The sequence below is a fragment of the Rania fehmarnensis genome, assembly GCF_056494185.1.
The window spans coordinates 43,622-66,563 of record NZ_CM151398.1 but is presented as its reverse complement, the minus strand read 5'-3'; the positions used below and the strand labels follow the sequence as shown (position 1 = coordinate 66,563).

Here is a 22,942-nt window from a genome sequence, read left to right as displayed (position 1 = left end):
CGCTAGCAATTCCTCAAGCCCCGCAAAGTGCTTCATGTCCACGCAACTGGAACAACGCTTGTTTTCGCAGCTCGACCAACTCGTTTTGATCGATCCCCACACGCACATTAACCCGCATAAACCGGCCAGCGAAACGCTAGCCGATATCCTGGGTTACCACTACTACACGGAACTTGCCCACTCGGCAGGTATGCCGCGCCAGCACATTGAGCAGCCTGGAATATCGGCGAAGGAAAAGGTGGGCCGCCTGGTAGAAGGGCTGGGACACATCGACAACACGGCCCAGTTGGCTTGGCTGGTTGACTTGTCGCGCGACCTGTTCGGATTCGACGGCGACCGCATCGACACTTCCAATTGGGAGTCGCTGTACGAGCTGGCGCTTAGCAAAATGAGTCAGCCAGACTGGGAAGACCAGGTGTTGAAACTCAGCGGTCTGGAGGCGGTGTTCTTGACCAATGACTTTGATGACCCGCTAGCAGGCTTCGATACCACACGCTACATCCCGTGCTTGCGGACCGATGACCTGGTATTTCATTTTGCTAAAGCGACTGTGCGGGAGCGACTGACCAAGTGTACCGGCCTGGGGCTTGGCTCACTGAAAGAATTGCGGTCCGCCATTGCCAAGTTGTTCGAACACTTTACGGCCAATGGCGCGCGAGCCTGCGCGATCAGCCTGCCACCCTACTTCACGCCCTGCGAAATCTCCGACGGCAGTGCCAGCACGGCCCTGGCCAACATCCTGAGCATCGGCGAACAAGCCGCCATCGAACAACGTCAAACGTTAGGCTACTGGATCTTCTGGGAATTGGCTCGCAATTGTGCCCAGTTCCACTTGCCCTTCGACCTGATGATCGGCGTCAATCGCGCGGTCTATCCCGCCGGCGTGTATCAAGGTCAAGACCTTTACGATTCACGCGTCTCACTGATCCAGTATCGCGAGCTGCTAAACGCGTTTCCACAAGTGATCTTTCCAATCTCGGTGCTGGCCAGCGTTACCAATCAAGAACTGGTCAGCTATGCCTGGATCTTTCCTAACGTAGTAACCAATGGTCACTGGTGGTACAGCAACACACCCAGCTTCATCACCCGCGATCTGCATGGGCGCCTGGAAGCGATTCCGCGCAACAAACAGATCGGTTATTACAGCGACATGTACAAGCTGGAATTCGCCAAGCCGAAATTCAAAATGTTCAAGCGCTGTCTGGCCCGCGTCTTAGCCCACCACTTCGTCATCGACAACAACTGGAGTGAACAGCGAGCCATCGACCTCGGCCTGCAAATCCTCCGCGGCAATGTGGAAAACGTGTTCAACATGTCAGCGCCTACATCCTAAGGAGAATGTACAGCTTTTAACTATCGAAATATAAAGGCCTTAGGGTGGCACTGGCTATGCGCAGTATTGCCAGTGCTTGAAACGAAGTGGCGCGGTTGGCGAGCGTGCTTGAGCAGCCAATGTAAGCGGAGTTCCCGCTGTCAGACCCGACAAGCTGCGATTGGCATGCCGACGATGCTGTCCAACTGCACAATACGACTGTGCTCATCAACACCTGTAGTTGAGAAAAGACCTGGTGATGGGCGGACTAGATCGCATATCTCACGCAAAGGCGCGAAGGCGCAAAGATGCTTGCGTTAACTTCTTTGCGCCTTAGCGCCTTTGCGTGAGGCTGTCTTTTATCTTTGAAAGTCGGGGCATCGTTTCGGCCATTGGCAACAAGCATACATGTCCGCAGGAAATCGGTAGTCGCCAAAACTTAGTTGCGGCTTCGATTGCATACCGGCTATACTCCAAACTCATTTGCCGGGTGCCGAAAACAGCGGGAACCAGGCATTACACCGGAGCCGCCGGTCATCTCCAACTTACTAAACAATCAATCGCGGCGGCCGCGGTGATTGCGACCGTTGTGCTCGCACCTTTTGGGGAGACGTTACGGTGACCGGTTTGGCCGTTCGGGAATAAACCACCGGTGGGTGCTCACAAGTTCAGCAACCGAGGCTAACGCCTACGGCTTAGACAACCCATGACAAACGCCAAACCCGACAGGAGCGTATCGACTAACTCATGGGGAACAGCCAATCTGCCGGCCCATGGCTGAGCAAAATATTCCCAGCCACACACAACGTGCACTAACCAACTAGCGATGCCAACCACCATGGATGCAATAGCCGCGCGCGCCGGCAACTGTGGCCAGTAGATTCCCGCCACAAACGGTACGAACATACCGACTAGCGACATCGCATACGCATCTTCGACCAGTTCAAACGCCGAGCGACCACTGGTAGCCAGGGCTACAGATGCGGCGGTGATGGCGACCACCGCCGCGCGTTGCAATCGCAATGCCCGGCGCTGACGCAGCGGACTTGGGCCTTCACCTGGATCGCCTTGACCCAGCACCCAGGGTTCGAGCAGATTGTGAGCCAACACGGCTGCCGGGGCCATGATGGCACTAACCATCGTCGACAAGACGGCTGACACGATGGCCAGCAGGAACACGATCCCCAGCCCAGGCGAAAGCAAGCGACTGGCGATCATCGTCAGCACACCTTCGTCGGGCAACTTGGGTAGTAACAAGCCTGCAGCCAGTCCTGCCAAAATCGGCAACAGCCCCATCGCCAAGTAGCCTGCTGCAGCCAGGTAACACGCTGCGCAGGCAACGCGCGGGCTCTTGGCTGAAAAAACGCGTTGCATCAAGTCTTGCACTGGTACATTTCCCAGCGACGCAATCACCAGGATCGAGCAGGCCTTCAAGATGTCGGCTGAAAACGTAGGAGCATCGGCCAAGCGCCAGAACTGCGGCGGCGTATCGCTGGCCAGTCGTGACAGACCAACACCCACCATCCCCTGCCCCAGGGTCGCCAGGATCTCATAACCCAGCGCGACCAAACCCACGATGATCAAGACTAGTTGCAGCGTATCGGTTAGCGTTATGGACCACATGCCGCCCATCAGCGAATAGCCACTACCAATCACGGCGACGATCACGATCCACTGGCCAAGCGAACCGCCATACAGCTGTGAAAAAATTGTAGCCAAGGCTACAAACTGCGCCGCGATCCAACCGAAGTAACTCGGCACCAGGATAAGCGCGCACAGAATTTCAGCTGCCTGGCCGTAACGCAGCCGAAAGAAATCAGGAATCGTCAGCACATTCATGCGCCACATCGGCGAGGCGATAAACAATCCCGTAATCACCAGGCACAGCGAGATCCCGATTGGATCCAGCAGCGCGCCGCGCCAGCCTGCCTGGGCAACTTCGTCGGTCGTCGTCATCAGCGACTCGGCTCCAAACCAAGTCGCCACCATGGTGATCGTGGTCAAACTGAGTGGCAAACTCCGTCCGGCCAAGACGTAATCATCCACATCGGTAACGCGTCGACTGGCCAGGTATCCGATCAGATACATGACCAGCATGTAGGCTACGACAGCGCCAGTGAACATTGGGGCTACATATACATGTTGATGATATTCTCGAGCATCTCTTGGCGACCGCTTTGATTGGGCGCGGCTTCGCCTTTGCCGAGCATATAGGTCTCCAGTTCCGCCAGGCTCGATTTGCCCGATTCAACTTTCTTACCCATGTCGCTGTCCCACGAGCTGTAACGCTCTTTGACGAACTTGTCGAGCACGCCGTCGGCGCGAATCTCGGCAGCAATCTTCAGGCCGCGTGCAAAGGCGTCCATACCTCCGACGTGAGCATGAAATAGATCGATCGGCTCAAAGCTTTCGCGGCGCACCTTGGCATCGAAGTTCACTCCGCCGCTACCCAAGCCACCATGCTTGAGAATCATCAACATGCACTGCGCCGTCAGGTAGTAATCGGTGGGGAACTGATCGGTATCCCAACCCAACAGCAAGTCGCCCGTATTGGCATCGATCGAACCGAGCGCGCCTTGCTGGCCTGCGTAATCCAACTCATGCATCATCGTGTGACCAGCCAAGGTAGCATGGTTGGTTTCCAGATTGAGTTTGAAGTAAGGCAGCAGATCATAGGCCCGCAAGAAGTTCAAACAGGCCGCGGCATCGGAGTCGTATTGATGTTTGGTCGGTTCCTTAGGCTTAGGTTCGATCAAGAACTGCCCGGTGAATCCGATCTGCTTGGCGTAGTCGACCGCCATATGGAAGAAGCGGGCCAGGTGATCCAGCTCGCGTTTCATGTCCGTGTTATACAAGTTCTGATAACCTTCGCGGCCGCCCCAAAAAACGTAGTTCACTCCGCCCAGTTCTTTAGTGACTTCCAAACATTTCTTGACCTGGGCAGCGGCATACGCAAACACATCCAAATTGCAACTGGTTGCCGCTCCATGCATGAAGCGAGGATTGCTGAACAAGTTCGCGGTGCCCCACAGCAGTTTGATGCCCGTGCGATCTTGCTGCTCTTTGAGCGCCTTGGCAATGCGTTCAAAGTTGGCATGGCTTTCCTTCAGCGTCGCGCCTTCGGGAGCCACATCGCGGTCATGAAATGCATAAAACGGTGCGGTAATTTTTTCGCAGAACTCAAAGGCCACTTCGACACGCTTGAGCGCATTGTCGACGCTGTTGGAACCATCGTCCCATGGTCGAATGGCTGTTCCTGGACCAAACGGGTCGCCACCGGTCCCACGCATCGTATGCCAGTAAACGACGCTGAATCGCATATGATCGCGCATCGATTTACCTTCGATGACCTCGTCGGCGTTGTACCAACGAAATGCCAGAGGATTGCGCGATTTCGGACCTTCATATTCAATACGGCCGACTTCCGGGAAATAGCTCATGAGTTTTCGATCTTGAAAAGTTGTTGTCAGAGTTTGGGGTTGAAACTGCGTAGTATAGGGTGAGTGAAGTGTGAAGTGTGTAGGGTGAAGTTTGAAAATGAACTTTCAGAATTGAATTTTCAAGCTTGGGTCAACTCATCTTCCGTAAAACCTTCTCTCCCAGCGTCGGGCTGATACCCATCAGTGCGATCAGTATCCGAGCTTTCCAGGGACGCACAAGCTCCAGTTTGCGCTGCGCAGCAGCTTTCAAGATATCGCTAGCCAGCCGCTCGGGATCGAGACCTTTCAGTTTCGCGCCGCCGCCACTCTTGAGCGCTGCCGGTGGCAGGTCGCTGGCAGTTGACAGGTGGTCATAACGCGTGTCAGCGTCGGCGCGCTTGATGGGGCCAGGGCAAACCAACATCACATGAATGTTTTGTTCGGCCAACTCCAAACGCAACTGTTGCGTCAGCCCACGCAGGCCATGTTTGACGATCGAATAACCACCCAAGTATCGCGGCGCCAAATAGGAGGCCAGCGAACCAATATTGACGATCACGCTGGCCGATGGCATGTAAGGCACAATGGCTTGCGTCGCTCGCAAGGGGCCGTAGATGTTGGCTCGGAGCAGTTCCTCCAGGCGCTCGATAGTCAACTTGAGCATCAGTCCGCGATCGCTCAAACCAACTGCGTTGATCAGCAGATCCACGCGCCATCCCAAGGCATCCAACTTGTCAGCCACCAAAGCCGCACCGGTATCCAAGCTGATATCGGCGGCACAAGCTTCGATGCGCACATGCGGATTGAGTCCCCTTAGTTCTTCGACCATGCAATTCAAACGCTGGCTATCGCGAGCGATGACCAAAATCGCAGCTACATTGCTTTGCGCAAGTTTCTCCGCCAGTGATCGACCTAGACCGGCAGATCCGCCAACGATAACCGCATGTTTACCCGACCAATGTTCCAAGGTACTAACCAATCGTTACCAAAGCCTGATGGAGTGCGGCGGCCTCGGGCCCCGCTTTTGCTGTAATCACCAATCGTAACCCAAGCCGAAATCAATAGGGCTGACTGCAGCAGCTTCATCTCCTATCTGAGGGCTACTGCACTCCAAAGGAAGTGCTGCGGGTGTACACTATTTAACGCTCCAATTGTAACGCACCTATTTCATGAAAGCCGGCCATGTCTAAAGTACGACCTAGTCTAAGCGAAGCTCGAACCAAGATTGTGGCCACGATGGGTCCAGCCTGTGACGACGATGCGATACTGGTCGAGATGGTCAATCATGGCGTTGATATCTTTCGGATCAACGCGGCCCACGGTACGCGCCCCGATTTTGAAAAGAAAGTCGAAGCAATCAAACGCGTGCGTGAAATCACCGGTTTTCCGGTGGCTATCTTGTTGGACCTGGCTGGGCCAAAAATCCGTCTGGGTCAATTGTTACAAGACCCCTTGGAGGTCGAGCCCGGCCGCGAGTTGGTCTTTGTGCGTGGCGAAGAAGTATCGGCTCCCGAACAATTGTGCAGCAACTATGCACGCCTGCTGGATGAAATTTCCATTGGTGACAAGATCATGCTGGCCGATGGCACGATCACCTTGCAGGTCGTGGAACGAACCAGAGATACCGCTCGCTGCCAGGTGTTGACCGCCGGCACCATTCGCTCCCGGCAAGGCATCAACTTGCCTGGCGTGTCGCTGAGCGTCTCAGCAATGCGTCCGGAAGATGTGGAAAATGCGATTTGGGCCGCGCGCAATGAAATTGACTTTATCAGCCTTAGTTTTGTCCGCTCGGCGCAAGACGTGGCCTCGCTGAAAAACTTGCTCTCGAGCCTGGAAAGCCAGGCGATGGTGATCGCCAAGATCGAAAAACGCGAAGCCTTAGCCGACTTGGAAAGAATCGTAGAAGCGGCCGACGGCGTTATGGTGGCCCGCGGTGATTTGGGTGTGGAGATCGATGTGGCCGAAACGCCGGTCGCCCAGAAACGCATCATTGCGGTCTGTCGCGAGAAACTCAAGCCGGTCATCGTGGCCACGCAGATGCTCGAAAGCATGCATACCAATCGCCGGCCCACACGCGCCGAAGCATCCGACGTAGCCAATGCGATCCTCGATGGCGCCGACGCGTGTATGCTCAGCGGTGAAACGGCAATCGGTATGTACCCAGTGCTGGCCGTCGATACCATGAACCGCATCATGGTCCGCACCGAAGAGATGTACCGCGATAATCCGACCCATGGCCCTTCACGCGTGTTCGATCGCGTTCATCCGGTGACCTCGGCCGTCACCAACGCAGCGGCATGTATCGCCGATGATATTCAAGCCAAATTGGTCGTCGTGGTCTCGCGGACCGGCGGCACTGCCTGGGTTAAATCCAAACAGCGCAATTTCATTCCTTCGCTGGGCGTGAGTAATTCGATGGCTACGCTGCGCCGCATGGGAATCTTCTGGGGCATCATGCCCGCATTCGTGCAAGGACTCGACAATCCTCAAGAGCTGTTTGAAGAAGTCTGCCGCTGGGGCAAAGATCGCGGCCTACTGAACTCCGGCGACCGAGTCGTTTTCGTCACCGGCACCGGCGTCATGGACAACACCCACAACTTGCTGGTCATCCATCGCGTCTCCTAACGCCGAGACCGTTAGCACCGGTTCCTTGGAGTGCTACGGCGTTAGCCGTAGCTTTGATGTAATAAACCAACGGTACCGAAGCCTGCACGAACCAGGTACTTCAGACTTTCAGAGCGACTCAGGCTGCGGCAAGGGACTTCACTTACATCAAAGCGGTGCCAGATGGCACCGCACTCCAAGGTCGCAGCTTACGAGTCGTAACCGAGGTTCGGCGCTAACCAGCGTTCGGCTTCTAGTAGCGACATGCCTTTGCGCTGGGCGTAGGCTTGGACCTGGTCTTTGGTCACGCGATCGACTGCGAAGTAGCGCGATTCGGGATGCCCAAAGTAATAGCCGCTGACACTGGCCGCTGGCCACATCGCACACGATTCGGTCAGTTTGACGCCCGTGTTGGCTTCGGCATCCAAGATCTTGAACAGCGTGCGCTTCTCGGTGTGATCAGGGCAAGCCGAATAGCCAGGGGCTGGTCGAATGCCGCGGTACTTCTCTTCGATCAAATCGTCGTTGCTCAGTTGCTCTTCGATGCCGTAGCCCCAATCCATGCGAGCGCGCAAGTGCAGGCACTCCGCAAAGGCCTCGGCCAAACGATCGGCCAAGGCTTTGACCATGATCGAGTTGTAGTCATCGAGATTCTTGGCGAACTCGGCGGCATACTCGTCGGCACCATGTCCGGTCGTGACCACAAACCCGCCCAAGTAATCTTGGCGGCCGCTGTCCAGCGGCGCGACATAGTCGGCCAACGATCGAAACTCAGTTTGACTTTGACGTTCCCACTGCTGACGCAAGAAGTGCAAACGCGTCAACTCTGTGCTGCGCGTATCGTCGGTATACAGAATCACATCATCGCCCTGGCTGGCCGCGGGCCAAAAGCCATACACGGCATTTGCCTGAAGCTTGTTGGTGGCAATCATGTCCAGCAGCAACGCATGAGCGTTTTCGAACAGTTCTTTGGCTTGCTGGCCAACATGCGCATCGTCGAAAATCTTTGGATACTTGCCCTTCAATTCCCAAGCCATAAAGAAGGGAGACCAATCGATGTAACTGAGCAAATCGTTCAGCGGAAAGTTCTTCAATACTTGCACGCCCAGTTTTCTGGGCTTGTCGATACGCACCGTGCTCCAGTCGGTCTTGAACGGCTTGGCACAAGCATCGGCATAAGGCACCAGCTTGACTTGTCGGGCTTGATAACTCGAGAGCAGTTCGCTCTGCAGAACCTTGTTGGACTGGAGCAACTTGGGCTTGGACTCTGGATTGCACAGTTGTTCGACAACTCCGACGCTGCGCGAGGCATCGAGCACATGCACAACGCCCGGCGCATAGCTGGGTGCAATCTTAACGGCCGTGTGCTTGGCGCTGGTCGTGGCCCCACCGATCAGTAGCGGCAGGTTCATGCCTTGACGCTGCATCTCTTTGGCCACGTGCACCATTTCATCCAGGCTGGGTGTAATCAAGCCCGATAGACCGATGACGTCTACGCCATGCTTCTTGGCCTCCTCGAGGATCTTCTCGCACGAGACCATCACGCCCAAGTCAATGACTTCGAAGTTGTTGCAACCGAGCACCACACCCACGATGTTTTTGCCAATATCGTGCACATCACCCTTGACCGTAGCCATCAACACTTTGCCACGTGACTGTGAAGCAGCGGTGCCAGCCAGGCGCTTTTCTTCTTCCATAAACGGCGTCAGATAGTTGACCGCTTTTTTCATGACTCGCGCCGACTTGACGACTTGTGGCAAGAACATCTTGCCTACTCCGAACAAGTCACCCACGACTTGCATGCCGGCCATCATCGGACCTTCGATCACATCCAAGCAGCGCGTGCATTGCTGACGAGCCTCTTCGGTATCGATTTCGATAAACTTGTCGATGCCGTTTACTAGTGCGTGCTTGAGGCGTTCATTGACTGGTGCCTCGCGCCACGCCAGGTTCTCGGTGGCGGCTTTTTTGCCAGGACCTTTAACAGACTCGGCAAACACCAACATGCGGTCGGTGGCATCGGGACGACGATTCCACAATACATCTTCAACATGTTCCAGCAAGTCTTTGGGAATGTCTTCGTAGACCACCAGCTGCCCAGCGTTGACGATGCCCATATCCATGCCAGCGGCTACCGCTTTGTACAGGAACGCGCTGTGCATGGCTTCGCGAACCACGTCGTTGCCGCGGAACGAAAAACTAATATTGCTGACACCGCCCGAAACGTGGCAACCGGGACAAGTGCGTTTGATCTCGCGCGTGGCTTCGACGAAGTTGAGCGCGTAGTTATTGTGCTCTTCAATTCCAGTGCCAACGGTCAGAATGTTGGGGTCGAAGATAATGTCTTCGGGCGCAAAGCCAACTTTCTCGGTCAGCAGTTTGAAGGCTCGCTGACAAACACGTACTTTATGATCGCTCTCGACGGCCTGGCCGGTTTCATCAAAAGCCATCACGACCGCGGCAGCGCCGTAGCGACGAACCAGGCTGGCCTTGCGCAGAAAATCTTCTTCGCCTTCTTTCATACTGATCGAATTGACGATCGCTTTGCCTTGCACGTTTTGCAGACCGGCTTCGATCACTTCCCAGCGACTGCTGTCGATCATTACAGGCACGCTGGCTGCGACGGTATCCCCTGCCACTAAGCGCAAGAAACGCGTCATGGCTTCGGGGCCATCCAACAGCGCATCGTCCATGTTGATATCGATAATGACCGCGCCGTTTTCGACTTGTTGCCGCGCTACTTCGACGGCCGGTTCGAATTTTTCGTCGCGAATCAGTTTGGCGAAAGCCCGCGAACCGGTGACGTTGGTACGTTCACCGACCATCGTAAAGGGCACTTCCGGTCGCAAGGTCAAGGGCAATTGACCACTCAGTCGAGTCCAGTGAAAACTGTCATGACTTTGACGCGGTTTAATCCTGGCGATGCGATCGGCGATGGCGGCAATGTGGGCTGGTGTTGTCCCGCAACAGCCACCCACAATGTTCAACCATCCATTCTCCGCAAACTCAGCAATCATGGCCGCCATTTCCGTGGGACCAAGATCGTACTGTCCCATTTCGTTGGGCAAGCCGGCATTGGGATGGCAACTAATCGGTACCGAAGCGATCTTGGCGAGTTCTTCCAAGTGCGGCCGCATGATCTGCGGACCCAGCGCGCAGTTCATGCCGACGGTCAACATGGGAAAGTGATTGATCGCAGTCCAGAAGGCTTCCACACTTTGACCGGACACAAACGTGCGGCCACCATCGCTAAAGGTAGCGCTGACCATCACCGGCACGCGGCGGCCAGATTTTTCGAAGTAATCGGAAATTGCAAACAGACACGCTTTGAGGTTCAGGGTGTCGATGGCCGTTTCGGGCAAGAGCAGATCGACTCCAGCTTCGACCAGCTGTTGGACCTGGGTGCGATAGCTATCGACCATCTCCATATAATTGACGTCGCGATGAGCGGCATCTTCTACCTGGGTGCTAATCGCCGTCTGTTTAGCAGTTGGTCCAATCGAACCGGCCACGAAACGTGGCCGCTCTGGGGTACGCTCGTTGAATTCGTCGACTGCGCGGCGGGCGCAAGCTACGGCGGCAAAGTTGATTTCGCGAATGACATCGTCGCCTAAGTCATATTCAATTGCGCCGATTGGGCTGCTATTAAAAGAATTGGTCTCGACAATATCTGCCCCTGCCTGCAAATATGCCCGGTGAATATCCGTGATGGCCGCCGGCATGGTCAGACACAGAATATCGGAGAATCGCGATAGATCTTTGGCGTGCGCCAAAAATCGTTCGCCGCGAACTTGTGCGTCGGTCAGCGTCAGTTTTTGAATCATCGAACCCATGGCGCCGTCCAGCACCAGGATACGTTCTCTCATCAATTCGGGCAGCACCTCAGCAGATGTCTCGCGCTTCAACATGAAATCACTTTTTCCAAAGAACAGTCATACCCATCTGCGCACTCAGGCGCAGAGCCTTGCGTCGCCAGGCACAGACTGAAAGCCTATGCCATAAATAGCCACACAGGCTGGAAGCCTATGCCACCTATTCACAGGCTGGAAGCCTATGCCACATTTCCACACAGGCTGGAAGCCTATGCCACATAGCTAAAGGCTAGAAGCCAATGCCACTACTGGACCAATCATTTTAACCCGTTTCCCAAAAATGTCTCAGCCTCCCGCCAAACTACCTAGCAGGAAAAGTCTACCCAGGCGGCAAAAGACTCAAGCGCCTCAAGCTTTACTCCGATAATTCAAGAGAACCGAATGAGTATCTGGGCTGGGTGCTCCCCTGTTGGGAGGTTAGCGTCCCACAAGCCAGTTCGCCAAAGGAATTACGCCGATGTCAGGAATTAGTGCTCGCGAAAACACGCGCTCTGCCAAACGCTCGCGACCTTCGGATAGTCAACCTCGTATGGCTCCTCCAGTGCTTTTCCGCTTGCCGTCGGTTGGCACGCCGCTAGGCGAGATGTCCGATGGCACCTCGGCAATTAATGCTAGCACAATGAACGCTAGCGCCATGGCAATGGCCATGTCGCCCCCAGTAGCCTCAAATGCAACTGCTGCGATGCCCGCTCCCATGGCTCGACCAGCGGCACCATCAGTAGCAGCTTCGGGCGCTTCATCCGCGGAACAGCTGGCGGCCAATCGCGTCGCTGCGGCTGCGATTGCTGATGAAAAAGCGGCCGGACAACGACTCCTGAACGTCTTGATCGTGCTGCTACTGTTGGCAGCTCTAGTGATCATCACTTGGGTCAGCATCAAGGCTCCGCCGACTTCAAACGGGCTAGCAAACAACGATTCCACCGCAGCGGCATTGGAACAATTGGGCGACTTGAAAGTCCCCGAAGTTCAAACCGGGCAACTAACCTCTGCGAGCGATATTGCCAATAAAGCTTCGGAAAATTTATCAGCCGGTGATCTGACCAGCGGCTTGGTTCTGGGCCCCGATCAATCGCTGCAACCAGCTGTCAATCCTCAACCAGAGAGCTCAATCGCTGGTCTGGATTCCGACATTCCAGATCCTCCCGCGTTAGACACTCCCAAATCGCCCACGCCTTCCGCTCAAGTGCAACTGCGCCCACCGGTTCCCATGAACACCAGCAGCTTCGGCAATGGCAGCTCAAGTAATGGCAACTCAGCCACCGATTCGTTGGCTCAACAACTGGTTCCCAGTGATGATCGCGCTAGCGGCGAAACCAAACAACTGGAGCTGAACCTATCGGCACCAGGATCAACGCGGGCCGAAACAGTCAGCACACCCAAGAACAGCGCGATTCTATCCTCGGGTAGTCTCGAGCTGACCGATCCCAGCAGTTCAGCCGCCACACCAGCGGAATCCGCCACGGTTGATAAGCCACGTACGGCTACCAACAGCGGTGCTAGCCCATCGCTATGGGACGGCGCCCAAAATGCAAACTTGCAAAGCCAGCTGAGCAACAGCTCTACTAGCAACGACGCAGCCTCGACTCCTGCACGCACCACTGGGCTATTGATTTCTGATCCTTTGTCAGCCCAGGTTGCCGTGCCTCAATCTCAGCCCCATTCAACTGCCAATCCAACTGTTGATCACAGCGCTACCTCAGGTGCAGCACCAAGTACAGCAGCTTCGCATGAGCAAGCGGTCACGGTTGGTGGCGGTGCCAGCGGAAACTACAACCTGGCTTCGACGCGCACTACTTCAACGCCGGACTTTGACTCGGTCAGTACGATTCAGCAATACCAAAGTTACGCTCAGCAACAACGCCTCTCGGGCGCAAGCGCCAGCCAACAGGCACCGACCACGACCAGCCCTGAAACAGCGGTCGCTCCCAAGCAACCCAGCAACCAGTTTGCCATCGGTGCCGGCACGGCGATTCCAGGTACCAAGAGCACTCAGAATCCCTACGTCAAAGGCGCTCCGATCAACTCGTATATCGCCAATGGCCAAGTACCAAGTAGTGTCACGGGTCCATCGGCCGGTGCTTATGTACCTAGCCAAACGCCAGCTACTGCTCCTAGCGGTCAAGGTCAGATGCCAGGTCAGATGCCAGGCTACCCTGGACAAATGGTCAATGGTCCTGGCTTCGCACCGACCACATTGCCAGGCTATCAAATGCCTGCTCAGGGCGCAGTGCCCAACGCTGGATACTCTTTGCCACCTCGCGCTCCAGCAGTTCCGACCAATAACGGATTTGGTCAACCTGGCGCGGGCTATCCCAATACCAGCTATCCAACTCCAAATTACAACACTCCAAATTACAACGTGCCACCAACTGGTGCGGCCGTGCCGATGCCTGGTGGCATGAACCCGAATGCCTTTAACAATCTTCCTCCGGCTGGATACATGCCTCCGGGAGTTCAAGGCTCGGCCAGCTACCCGGTCAGCAATCCCAATCCTGGCCTGCAAGTACCGCCAAGCCTGATGGGACCGACGGGCTTTGCAACTCAACCATCCGGTGACTTTACGCCATCTCGGCCGGTAATGGGCACTGGCGGATCCAACGTTTCGTACCCCAATGGTATTTATTAACCCGATACCTACTTGCCAGTCGCGATTAGCAATCTCGCAAGGCAACCTCAGGTGTCAGGCCAACAAAGAAACCGAGAAATCGACCTTTAATCATCTCCGTAGCTTTAGTACAAGCAGATGTTTACAAAATCGAAACGGACCCTTTGATTGATAGGGTAACTTCGATGACGAGCCCTGGTGCTCCTCATCGACGCAGCGCAAGGAAGCAGACATGGCCAGCAATCTCAATAAAGCCTTCATGCGGGCTTATGCCAAGGATCGCCAAGCACAAGACGCCGCCAATGCACATGCGGCCACTCCTGCCGCAGCGCCCGTCGTTCCAACCCATCAGTCGGTTGCGACACCACCAGTTCCACAACCTGAGCTGGTCATCCAGCCTGTGGTCAAACCCGTAGTCAACCAGCCTACGGCTAACCACTCACCGGTCCCTACACCGGCCATGGACCGCTTGTCGCGACCCGCTACACAGCGTTCACCCTTGGTCGCTGCCAAAAGCGAACCACAAGTTGCCAGGCAACCTCAGCAACCATCGCCGGTTATGCAACCGACCGTTTTCGCTTCACGCCTCAATTCACAATCCACTCCGCAACCTCAACCAAGTCACGCAGGGCCAGCTAGCGGACTGCCCACCCAAGCACACGCCACGCCAGCCCCACCCAGTGCTCAAGCTCGATCGACACAATCCAGACCAGTACTAACTCAACCCTTGCAAGCGCCGGTGGTTCAGACTCGACCTGCGCAAACTCAGACTCCTCAGGCTCAGACTCCTCAGGCTCAGCCGATTCAGGCTAACTCCAGGCCCGCGACTCGACCGCCAGCCAATTCAGCAGCGGTGGAAGCCAGCGACGTGTGGCGGCGTATCGACTCGGCCCATACTCAACCCATGCGTCATCCGGGCAATGTCAATCCACGCGAATCGGTCACCGCTGACGCCAATCAGACGACGCGTCGCCTGCAAGCCGCAGCCGCAGCCCCTGCTCCGGTTGCCCCGCCGCGCCCACAGCCCGTCCTTCCACCAGTTCCTGCGGCGGAACCAGCGTTGCCGCTCGTTGGCGATCCTACTACAGCAGATGTTTCTCCAGCAGATGCAAAAACAGCGGATGCTCGTCGGCGCACGGTAGCTGACTTTCTCTACTCGGCTGGACAATATGCACCCGGACGCGTTCTGGCCAACGCCGATGCGCGCAATTCTTCAGTCGAAGCCACTCCCCCTCCTCGTTATGGTTCAGCACAACTGAGCGCTCATAGCGAAGTCAGTGAGCACCGCGACGAAACGCTCGCGCCGACCTCGCTGCCGGCCGCTGCTAGTCATTCGCAGACCATGATTGATACGGCGCTCGAAGAAGTCATGCCGGCTCACTCGCTGGCGCATCCCTTGCCAACGATGCCAGCCACTCAAGGGACAGTTAGCCGAGAGCCGCTCCCGCGGCGCATGGGTCAAATTCTCCGCGTCGATGTACCTCGCACACCACCGGCTGCGGCCGCGACGACTTCCAAAACTGTGGCTCCTCCCGTGGCTATGCCCGCGGAATCGGTAACCGAGTCGTTCGAGGAAGAAGAAACTTCATCACCCGCTGTTGCACACTACGCGGCTGAACCAGCCACACCAGTGGCGACGCGTACGACCAGCACTTATACAGCTCCCGCCTCGAGCCCAACTATGTTGGATGCGTCGACGGCCAAGTATGTCATTGAGCAGCGTCGTCTCGATCGCGCTCATAAACTCAACGAAGCTGAAGAAAAATTGCGCAGCAACGCCCACAAGATTTTCAATCCTGTCTGGGAAGTCGACAACCTGCAGTGGCCAGCTGTAGTAGATAAGTTGATGGAGCAGCGAGCCGACAGCATGGCGCATGTGGCCGCGCATCTGAAGTCAGCTTGCCAAGATGGCCTGAGCGTCTTGGGTGTCACCAGCGCTGGAGCATCCGAAGGTCGCACCACGGTCGCCTGTTGCCTGGCCAGGCTGGCGGCCATGCATGGTATCAACGTCGCGCTGGTCGATTTGGATCTGGATCGTCCGACGCTGTGCCTGCAAACGAATATGGAAATCGAACAAGACTGGCGCGATTGTTTGGGCGCAGACATCAAACTGGAGGAGGTCTCGGTGCATTCGCTGGAAGACCAGCTGACCATGTTACCGCTCAAGCCACGTGGCACTCGGCCTGGACTGCTGGCCAGCGATGGTCGACTGGCCGAGATGCTCAGCGAACTGGCCGACAGTTTTGAATTGGTGATCGTCGATTGTTCGCGCGCCAATTCCTCGGGCAATGTGATTACCGGACTGGCTCACACGCAGATCTTCGATGCAGCCATTGTGGTCGTCGATCGACGCGATACCAATCAAAGTCGCGTTGAAGATGCTGTACGCCTGGTTCAGCAGACCGGTATCGAATCGATTGGCATCGTCGATAACTTCTCCATATAACACGTTGGACCGTAACCCCTAAACTGGGCTGAGCATGTATACGCAGCACTGGAAGCTAAGTTGTCGTCCCTTCGAAAATCGTTGCGACGTCGCGTTCTACTATCCAGCCGAACTACATCAGGCAGCGGTGCTGAAGCTCCATTACACCATTGAAAATCGTCGAGCTGCCGCCCTGGTCTGCGGGCCAACCGGTGTGGGCAAAACATTTCTGATTCAATCGCTGCGGAAACAGTTGGGAACAGAGTTTCGTGAAGTGACCAACCTGGTATTTCCGGCGCTCGAACCGTCGCAGTGGTTGTGTTACTTCGTCGATGCTATCGATGCCGCCCGCAGCGGCAGCAGTTCGACCACCGCCGCTGCGCTGCTGCGTTTCGAGAAGTACTTGCTCGGTACGCTCGATTCGAAGAGCCATCCGACCGTCGTGATCGACGAGGCCCATTTGCTGGAGCAGTATCACCTGCTGGAGCCTTTGCGATTGCTACTGAACGTCGCTGCCGATCGCGCGCCAGGTGAATCCGCTTGGACACTCGTGTTGTCCGGACAGGATATGGCGATGGCACAAGTGGAACGATATCAATCTCTCGATGAACGCCTGGCTGTCAAATGCCTGGTTGGGCGTCTGAAGCCCGATGAAACACTCAGCTATATACAGCATCGCCTGCGCGTCGCTCAAGGTGATGCCTCCCAGATCTTCCATCCCACGGCACTGGAAGCCATCGAGTGTCTCTCCCAAGGTTTGCCCAGACGCATCAATCGATTGTGCGATTTGGCCTTGATGATCGGTTACGCCGAAGAGTTGCCGCGCATCACTTCGGAAGTTATCGATAGTGTGCATGCTGATCTAGCTGCCCCTCTGTAAATCTCAAGCATCGCAATCTCAAGCATCCAGTTCCTCGCTAGCCCGCATTAGTTCGCCCACCAGCTCTGGTGGCGAGAGTCGAATATCTGCGCGTCGCTCGGGTGCGATGAAGACGTGCACACGTTTGACATAGTTATCAAACTGGTCCGTAGCCAGCGCATGCACCACCGGCGATAGCGCCGATAGCGGTTGGTACTCTCCTTCGCTCAGCTTTACCGACAGCTTGAATTGCACTTCCAACTTCACCGGTGGGGCATCGATCAACAGATCGGTGGCCTGCAGTGGCTTGACGGTGTGCCGACTCAAACGCTCGGCTAGCTTTGTAGCACAGGCCACCAGGTCGGCATAAGACCGACGGGCCAGAGCGCGATGCGCCTCCGGGTTCTCCGTGAAATTGAACTCCATCAATCGTTTGTACAACTGGCGAGTCCTACCAAACAATCCCTCGGCCAATGGCTCAAGAGCCGTAGCCTGCACCGCTGCGCTTTGTAGGTGCTGCTGCATTTGCAGATCGCCCATGGCGAGCCAGGAGGCCGAATCGGTCTGTGTACCCAGTTCGAATACCAAGCGCTGCAACATGGCTGTCGCGCTGCGCACGGCATGATGCCAGTAGACTTCACTGAACATCACGTAACGCGAAAAGACCATCATCTCGGCGGCGGTCTTGCCTTTGATTGTTATGCCTATATCGCGCCCAGTAGGACCAATGCACAAACTGCTCAGCAAGCGGCGTTGATCGAAGTTGCGACCATATGGCACGCCCGCATGCAAGCTGTCGCGCTGCAAATAATCCAGCTTGTCAATATCGATCGGTCCACTCAGAATCCCGCGTACGAGTGCCAATCCTTGACCGAAGCTGGCATCGATGACGGGCGTCGTCTGCTCTGTTACAGCCGGGGGCGATGGGCAAAGCAGTTCCGCTACTTCACTAGGGTCGACCTCCCAGTCCCTGTGGATGATCTCGGCGATTGAACCACCTGTTATCAACTGCCGCGCGACCGCCTCATGCCGGACCACGCCCGGCAAACGCATGTCTTCGATTGGGTGGCAATATGGCCAATGCCCGATGTCATGCAGCAGCGCAGCCAACACGAGCAGTTTGGCTTGATGCTCGCTGACGCTATCGACAAACTGCGCATCGCCGGCCAGTTGTTCCAGGGCCACCAGAGCCAGGCGATAGACACCCAGGCTATGTTCAAAACGCGTATGCCGAGCGCCCGGATAGACGCGGGTTACCAAACCCAACTGGGCCACTTCGCCCAGTCGTTGAAAGGCAGCCGTATCGACCAAGCGCAGTACCCGGCGCGTGACCGGTACATCCATTTCCGGCGGTATCCGCACCAATCGGCCCGCTCGCCGCGAACTGGTTAATTCTTCAAGATCCAAATAGGACATAAATATCTCTAGCGCTAGCCCTCGAGGCTGTCGTCGCCCTCCAAAGTAATCTCGCTCCAAAATCGAAACTCTTGACGAGTTCCGCTACCTAGTTCCGCTACCCTTTGGTCCGCAGGCTAGAAGCTTATGCGTCCTTGCCGTAGAATCCAGTGTTTCGATTCTGAAGACTTGGCTGTGAAATTGTAGCTGTATGGTGCTGTTGGCTGCCGCGAGTATAAGCAAGACTTTCGGGGACAAAACGGTTCTGGACGCGGTTGACCTAGAAATTCGCCGCGGCGATCACCTGGCCCTGGTCGGCCCCAACGGCGCCGGCAAAACCACCCTGCTGCGGATTCTAACCGGCCAGCAACCGGCCGATGGCGGGCGAATTACAACGAGTGGTTCGACAACGGTTGGTTATTTGGAACAGCATCCAAGCTTTGCGGCCGAGGCCACGCTGTGGAGCGTCGCCGCGGAAGCAGTAGGCGATATCGTCGCCCTGGCTGGCGAAGCTGAAGAGGTGGCCGCCGAGCTTAGCCAGTGCCAGGATTCGCGCGCACATGAACGCTTGCTCGAGCGACTGGACTATCTGCAAGCTCGACTGCAACACAGCGATGCTTACTCGTGGGAGAACCGCGTCGAGCGCACGCTGCAAGGCCTGGGCTTTACCAAGGCCTGGTTCAACCGGCCTGCCAACTCACTCAGCGGTGGTCAGCAAAACCGACTCATGTTGGCCTATCTGCTGCTGCAAGAACCCGAGCTCATGATTCTGGACGAACCCAATAACCACTTGGATATCGAATCGACCGAGTGGCTCGAGACGACGCTCTCCAGTTGGCCGGGCGCGTTCCTGCTAGTCAGCCACGATCGCTTCTTTCTCGATCAAGTCACCAGCGAAGTGTGGGAACTGGTCGATGGCAAGATCGATCACTTTCGAGGCAACTACTCTGCCTATGTACGACAGAAAGCGGAACGCTTGGAGGTCCAGCGACGGACTTTTGAAAAGCAGCGTGAAGAGATCGAAAAGCTCGAAGACTTTATCCGCAAACATCACGCAGGCCAGAAGAGCACTCAAGCTGAAGATCGTCGCAAGAAGCTCGAACGCATCGAAGAGGTCGAACAGCCTCGCGAAATTCATACACCCAAGTTCCGCTTTCCCCCCGCCTCGCGCACAGGCGATATTGTGCTGCGTGCCAAGGATCTGAAAAAGGGTTACGACCGCGTGCTCTTTGATCGCTTGTCGTTTCAAATCGAGCGCGGTCAGCGTTTTGCGATTCTCGGTTCCAATGGTTCAGGCAAATCGACGCTGCTGAAATGTTTGCTGGGCGATGTCCAACCCGACAACGGAACCGTGTCGCTAGGCGCGCATGTGCGAGTAGGATACTTCGATCAGTTACTGAAACAACTCGATCTGGAGATGCAACCGCTTGAGGCGGTCCGCGTCCCCAATCGCGATTATGTCGATAAAGAGCGCCGCGATATTCTGGCCGCCTTCGGCCTCGCCGGTGAAGTAGTTACCAAGCCCCTGCGCATGCTCAGCGGTGGAGAGCGCAACCGCGTGATGCTGGCTCGCCTGAGCGCCTTGGAAGCCAACTTCTTAATCCTCGACGAACCAACCAACCATCTCGATCTGTGGTCGCGACAAGCGCTGGAAGCTGCCGTCCAAAGTTTCGATGGCACGGTCTTGCTGGTAACGCACGATCGTTACCTGGTGAACGCCATCGCCGATCATGTCCTGGTGTTGCGCGATGGCAAGGCCAGTCTGATCGATGGCAACTATGACAACTATCGACATTGGCTCAAACAAGGACTGGCCGTGGCCGATCGGGGCCAGGTCAGTGTCAGCGATGCAAAGGCCGCTGCGGCCAAGGCCGCCAGCACGGCACCTTCCAATAGCTACGCGGGAGCCAACACCAAAGTCAAACGCAAACGCAAGTTTCCCTATCGCAAGGTGGCGGAGCTGGAATCCGACATCATGCGCGTCGAAGGCGAGATCGAACAGTTGCAACTACGTATGCTCGATCCCCAAGTCTTGCGCGACGGCCGCCAGGTCAAAGAAGTCCAACAGCAACTGGTCGACCACGAAACAAAGCTGGCTACACTATATGAGCACTACGAAGAAGCCGTCGAACTGAACTAACCTTACACCTTACACCTTACTCCTTACTCCTTACACCTTACACCTCACCTATGGCATTCTGGAATCGCAAAAAAACTGAACCTGAGCCAGCTTCTCCGGTTGCCAAACCACCTGCAGCGCCAGAGAAAGCCAGCAGTGGCTGGTTGGCAGGTCTGAAGAAGACTGCCCAGTGGCTGAACACGGACATTCGCGATCTATGGAAGAGCGATGGCGAACTGGTCGATGACGACTTTCTGCAGAAGCTGTTTGCGATTCTGGTCAAGAGCGACATGGGCGGAGACATGGCTCGCACGATTCGCGATCGCGTCGGTCGCGATTATCGAGCTCGCAAAGTTCAGTTCGAAGAAATTTTAAGCGTGATCTCCGAAGAGATTCGTGGATCGCTGGAACAGACGGGCACCGCCATCAAGATGGCCGAGTCTGGGCCAACGGTTATTCTCGTCGTCGGCGTCAACGGCTCGGGCAAGACAACTTCGATCGCCAAGCTGGCACACCGTTTTCATGCGCAAGGCAAGCGAGTCTTGCTAGGAGCAGGTGATACGTTTCGCGCCGCGGCCGTCGAACAGTTGAAAGTCTGGTCAGAACGCATCGGCTGCGAAATTGTGACTGCCGCCTCGGGTGCAGATCCGGCGTCGGTGGTCTTTCAAGCGGTGGCCAAAGCTGTGGCTGAGCAATATGACGTGTGCATTCTCGATACGGCCGGACGTTTGCAGACTCAGGGCCACCTGATGCAGCAACTGGAAAAGATTCGCCGCGTGATCACCAAGCATATCGCCGACGCGCCGCATGAAGTGTTGCTGGTACTGGATGCCACGGCTGGCCAAAATGCCATCAGTCAAGCCAAAGGATTCTCGGAGGCGGCTGGGTGCACCGGCATTGTGTTATCGAAGCTGGATGGTTCGGCCAAAGGCGGTGTGATTGTCCCGATTCGCCAACAATTCAATCTGCCCGTAAAACTCGTCGGCTTGGGTGAAAAGCTGGGCGATATGGATGTATTCGATCCCGATCTGTTCACCAAAGGACTATTCGGACAAGAATGAATCGATCGCTGTTTGAGTTTGCTAAGTTGAGAGCACAGTTTCCTGCGCTCATGCGAAGTAACGATCCATCGTCGTCGGCTGCGGGACAGCAACCGGCAATTTATCTGGATGGGCCGGCGGGCAGCCAGGTACCGCAGAGTGTGATTGATGCCATCAGTGATTATTACTTGCATCACAATGCTAATCGGGCGGGCCAGTTTGCCACCAGCCACGAAACTGATCAACTGATGCAAGAGGCGCATCGCGCGGCAGCCGATTGGTTTGGGACTACCGATCCAAGCGAAACTGTCTTTGGTGCCAATATGACGACGCTCACCTTTCAGTTTTCGCGAGCTATCGCCCGTCAGTGGAAACCAGGTGATACGGTCGTCGTTACTCAACTGGATCACGATGCCAATGTTTCGCCGTGGCGCATGGCGGCCGAGGACCGCGGAGTGCAAGTGCGCAGCGTGGGCATTAACAGTGTGGATGCTACGCTCGATCTAGACGATTTCCAACGTTCACTCGAATTGCGTCCGAAACTAGTTGCCGTCACGGCTGCTTCCAATAGCGTGGGCACGCGGACACCGATCAAGCAATTGACTGCGATGGCCCATCGAGTTGGGGCTGAGGTTTATGTAGACGCCGTGCATTACGCGCCGCATGCGCTCATCGATGTCATCGACTGGGATGCCGACTTTGTCGTCTGCTCGGCTTACAAATTTTTTGGTCCGCACGTAGGACTACTGTGGGCTCGCAGTCAGCGATTGGCAGAACTCGAGGCTTACAAGGTCACACCTGCTCCTGACACCGCGCCCGGTAAGTGGATGACCGGCACGCAGAATCATGCGGCCATTTGCGGCGTGACTGCAGCCATCAACTATCTCAGTGATGTTGGTCGCTCGGTGGCGGTCCAGCCGGATCTTTCACGACGTCATGCGCTGATCGCTGGCATGTACGCTATCGAAGAGCATGAACGACAGCTATTCGTGCCTCTGATGCACGGTCTGTTGCAAATTCCACGCGTGAAGGTCTTTGGCATTACAGATGGCAACCGCTTTGATCATCGCGTGCCCACGGTGGCTTTTGCGATCGATGGTTGGCCATCGATCGAAGTAGCTCGGAGATTGGGTCAGCAAGGCATCTATTGTTGGCATGGGCACTACTATGCCATCGCTATTTGCGCAGCTCTCGGTCAGAGTCCACAAGGCATGGTGCGCCTGGGTTTGATGCACATCAATACAGCCGAAGAAGTGGAGAGAACCTTGGCCGTATTGCGATCTGTGATTTGA

At 56.0% G+C, this 22,942-nt stretch carries 13 protein-coding genes; 8 read left to right on the top strand and 5 right to left on the bottom strand.

The window, feature by feature from the left end; all coding sequences use genetic code 11:
• Nucleotides 1-34: 34 nt before the first annotated feature.
• Nucleotides 35-1,333 (top strand): glucuronate isomerase, encoded by a 1,299-nt coding sequence (locus tag SH573x_RS00200; protein ID WP_479352270.1) that lies wholly within the window; start codon nt 35-37, stop codon nt 1,331-1,333.
• A 660-nt stretch (nt 1,334-1,993) separates the two neighbouring features.
• Here SH573x_RS00200 and SH573x_RS00195 read toward each other — a convergent pair.
• The 3 genes from SH573x_RS00195 to SH573x_RS00185 all read right to left on the bottom strand — a co-directional run bounded on the left by SH573x_RS00195 (nt 1,994) and on the right by SH573x_RS00185 (nt 5,698).
• Nucleotides 1,994-3,436, bottom strand: coding sequence for a high affinity choline transporter 1 (locus SH573x_RS00195; RefSeq protein WP_479352269.1), 1,443 nt, complete (start codon nt 3,434-3,436; stop codon nt 1,994-1,996).
• Nucleotides 3,437-3,441: 5 nt separating this feature from the next.
• Entirely contained in the window at nt 3,442-4,752 is a 1,311-nt protein-coding gene (gene xylA, locus SH573x_RS00190; RefSeq protein ID WP_479352268.1) for a xylose isomerase, read from the bottom strand.
• Nucleotides 4,753-4,882: 130 nt separating this feature from the next.
• Nucleotides 4,883-5,698, bottom strand: a complete 816-nt coding sequence (locus tag SH573x_RS00185) for an SDR family NAD(P)-dependent oxidoreductase (protein ID WP_479352267.1) — start codon at nt 5,696-5,698, stop codon at nt 4,883-4,885.
• Nucleotides 5,699-5,913: 215 nt separating this feature from the next.
• Between SH573x_RS00185 and pyk the strand changes: the two genes are divergently transcribed.
• Nucleotides 5,914-7,356: a pyruvate kinase gene (gene pyk, locus SH573x_RS00180; protein WP_479352266.1), complete on the top strand. Its 1,443-nt coding sequence runs from the start codon at nt 5,914-5,916 to the stop codon at nt 7,354-7,356.
• Nucleotides 7,357-7,544: 188 nt separating this feature from the next.
• On the opposite strand, the gene metH is transcribed toward pyk, so the two are convergent.
• Entirely contained in the window at nt 7,545-11,243 is a 3,699-nt protein-coding gene (gene metH / locus SH573x_RS00175; RefSeq protein WP_479352265.1) for a methionine synthase, read from the bottom strand.
• A 421-nt stretch (nt 11,244-11,664) separates the two neighbouring features.
• Between metH and SH573x_RS00170 the strand changes: the two genes are divergently transcribed.
• From SH573x_RS00170 to SH573x_RS00160, 3 genes are all read left to right on the top strand, one after another.
• Entirely contained in the window at nt 11,665-13,833 is a 2,169-nt protein-coding gene (locus SH573x_RS00170) for a hypothetical protein (protein ID WP_479352264.1), read from the top strand.
• Between the two features lie 211 nt (nt 13,834-14,044).
• Nucleotides 14,045-16,258 carry a tyrosine-protein kinase family protein gene (locus SH573x_RS00165; RefSeq protein ID WP_479352263.1) on the top strand — a complete coding sequence of 738 codons (2,214 nt, stop codon included), beginning with the start codon at nt 14,045-14,047 and terminating at the stop codon, nt 16,256-16,258.
• 34 nt (nt 16,259-16,292) lie between these two features.
• Entirely contained in the window at nt 16,293-17,117 is an 825-nt protein-coding gene (locus SH573x_RS00160) for an ExeA family protein (RefSeq protein ID WP_479352262.1), read from the top strand.
• 18 nt (nt 17,118-17,135) lie between these two features.
• Here SH573x_RS00160 and SH573x_RS00155 read toward each other — a convergent pair whose 3' ends face one another.
• Nucleotides 17,136-18,512 (bottom strand): HD domain-containing protein, encoded by a 1,377-nt coding sequence (locus SH573x_RS00155; protein ID WP_479352261.1) that lies wholly within the window; start codon nt 18,510-18,512, stop codon nt 17,136-17,138.
• 190 nt (nt 18,513-18,702) lie between these two features.
• Between SH573x_RS00155 and SH573x_RS00150 the strand changes: the two genes are divergently transcribed.
• Genes SH573x_RS00150 through SH573x_RS00140 form a run of 3 tightly spaced genes read left to right on the top strand, consistent with a single transcriptional unit; the run spans nt 18,703 to nt 22,942 of the window.
• Nucleotides 18,703-20,631: an ABC-F family ATP-binding cassette domain-containing protein gene (locus SH573x_RS00150; RefSeq protein ID WP_479352260.1), complete on the top strand. Its 1,929-nt coding sequence runs from the start codon at nt 18,703-18,705 to the stop codon at nt 20,629-20,631.
• A gap of 50 nt (nt 20,632-20,681) precedes the next feature.
• Complete coding sequence (gene ftsY / locus SH573x_RS00145) at nt 20,682-21,671, top strand: signal recognition particle-docking protein FtsY (protein WP_479352259.1); 990 nt, start codon at nt 20,682-20,684, stop codon at nt 21,669-21,671.
• Nucleotides 21,668-22,942 carry a cysteine desulfurase-like protein gene (locus SH573x_RS00140; protein WP_479352258.1) on the top strand — a complete coding sequence of 425 codons (1,275 nt, stop codon included), beginning with the start codon at nt 21,668-21,670 and terminating at the stop codon, nt 22,940-22,942. The genes ftsY and SH573x_RS00140 overlap by 4 nt, the downstream gene beginning before the upstream one ends.

Coding starts and splice junctions, on each gene's coding strand:
- SH573x_RS00200 (WP_479352270.1), top strand. CDS start 35: ATGTCCACGCAACTGGAACAACGCTTGTTTTCGCAGCTCGACCAACTC.
- SH573x_RS00195 (WP_479352269.1), bottom strand. CDS start 3,436: ATGTTCACTGGCGCTGTCGTAGCCTACATGCTGGTCATGTATCTGATC.
- xylA (WP_479352268.1), bottom strand. CDS start 4,752: ATGAGCTATTTCCCGGAAGTCGGCCGTATTGAATATGAAGGTCCGAAA.
- pyk (WP_479352266.1), top strand. CDS start 5,914: ATGTCTAAAGTACGACCTAGTCTAAGCGAAGCTCGAACCAAGATTGTG.
- metH (WP_479352265.1), bottom strand. CDS start 11,243: ATGTTGAAGCGCGAGACATCTGCTGAGGTGCTGCCCGAATTGATGAGA.
- SH573x_RS00170 (WP_479352264.1), top strand. CDS start 11,665: ATGTCAGGAATTAGTGCTCGCGAAAACACGCGCTCTGCCAAACGCTCG.
- SH573x_RS00165 (WP_479352263.1), top strand. CDS start 14,045: ATGGCCAGCAATCTCAATAAAGCCTTCATGCGGGCTTATGCCAAGGAT.
- SH573x_RS00160 (WP_479352262.1), top strand. CDS start 16,293: ATGTATACGCAGCACTGGAAGCTAAGTTGTCGTCCCTTCGAAAATCGT.
- SH573x_RS00155 (WP_479352261.1), bottom strand. CDS start 18,512: ATGTCCTATTTGGATCTTGAAGAATTAACCAGTTCGCGGCGAGCGGGC.
- SH573x_RS00150 (WP_479352260.1), top strand. CDS start 18,703: ATGGTGCTGTTGGCTGCCGCGAGTATAAGCAAGACTTTCGGGGACAAA.
- ftsY (WP_479352259.1), top strand. CDS start 20,682: ATGGCATTCTGGAATCGCAAAAAAACTGAACCTGAGCCAGCTTCTCCG.
- SH573x_RS00140 (WP_479352258.1), top strand. CDS start 21,668: ATGAATCGATCGCTGTTTGAGTTTGCTAAGTTGAGAGCACAGTTTCCT.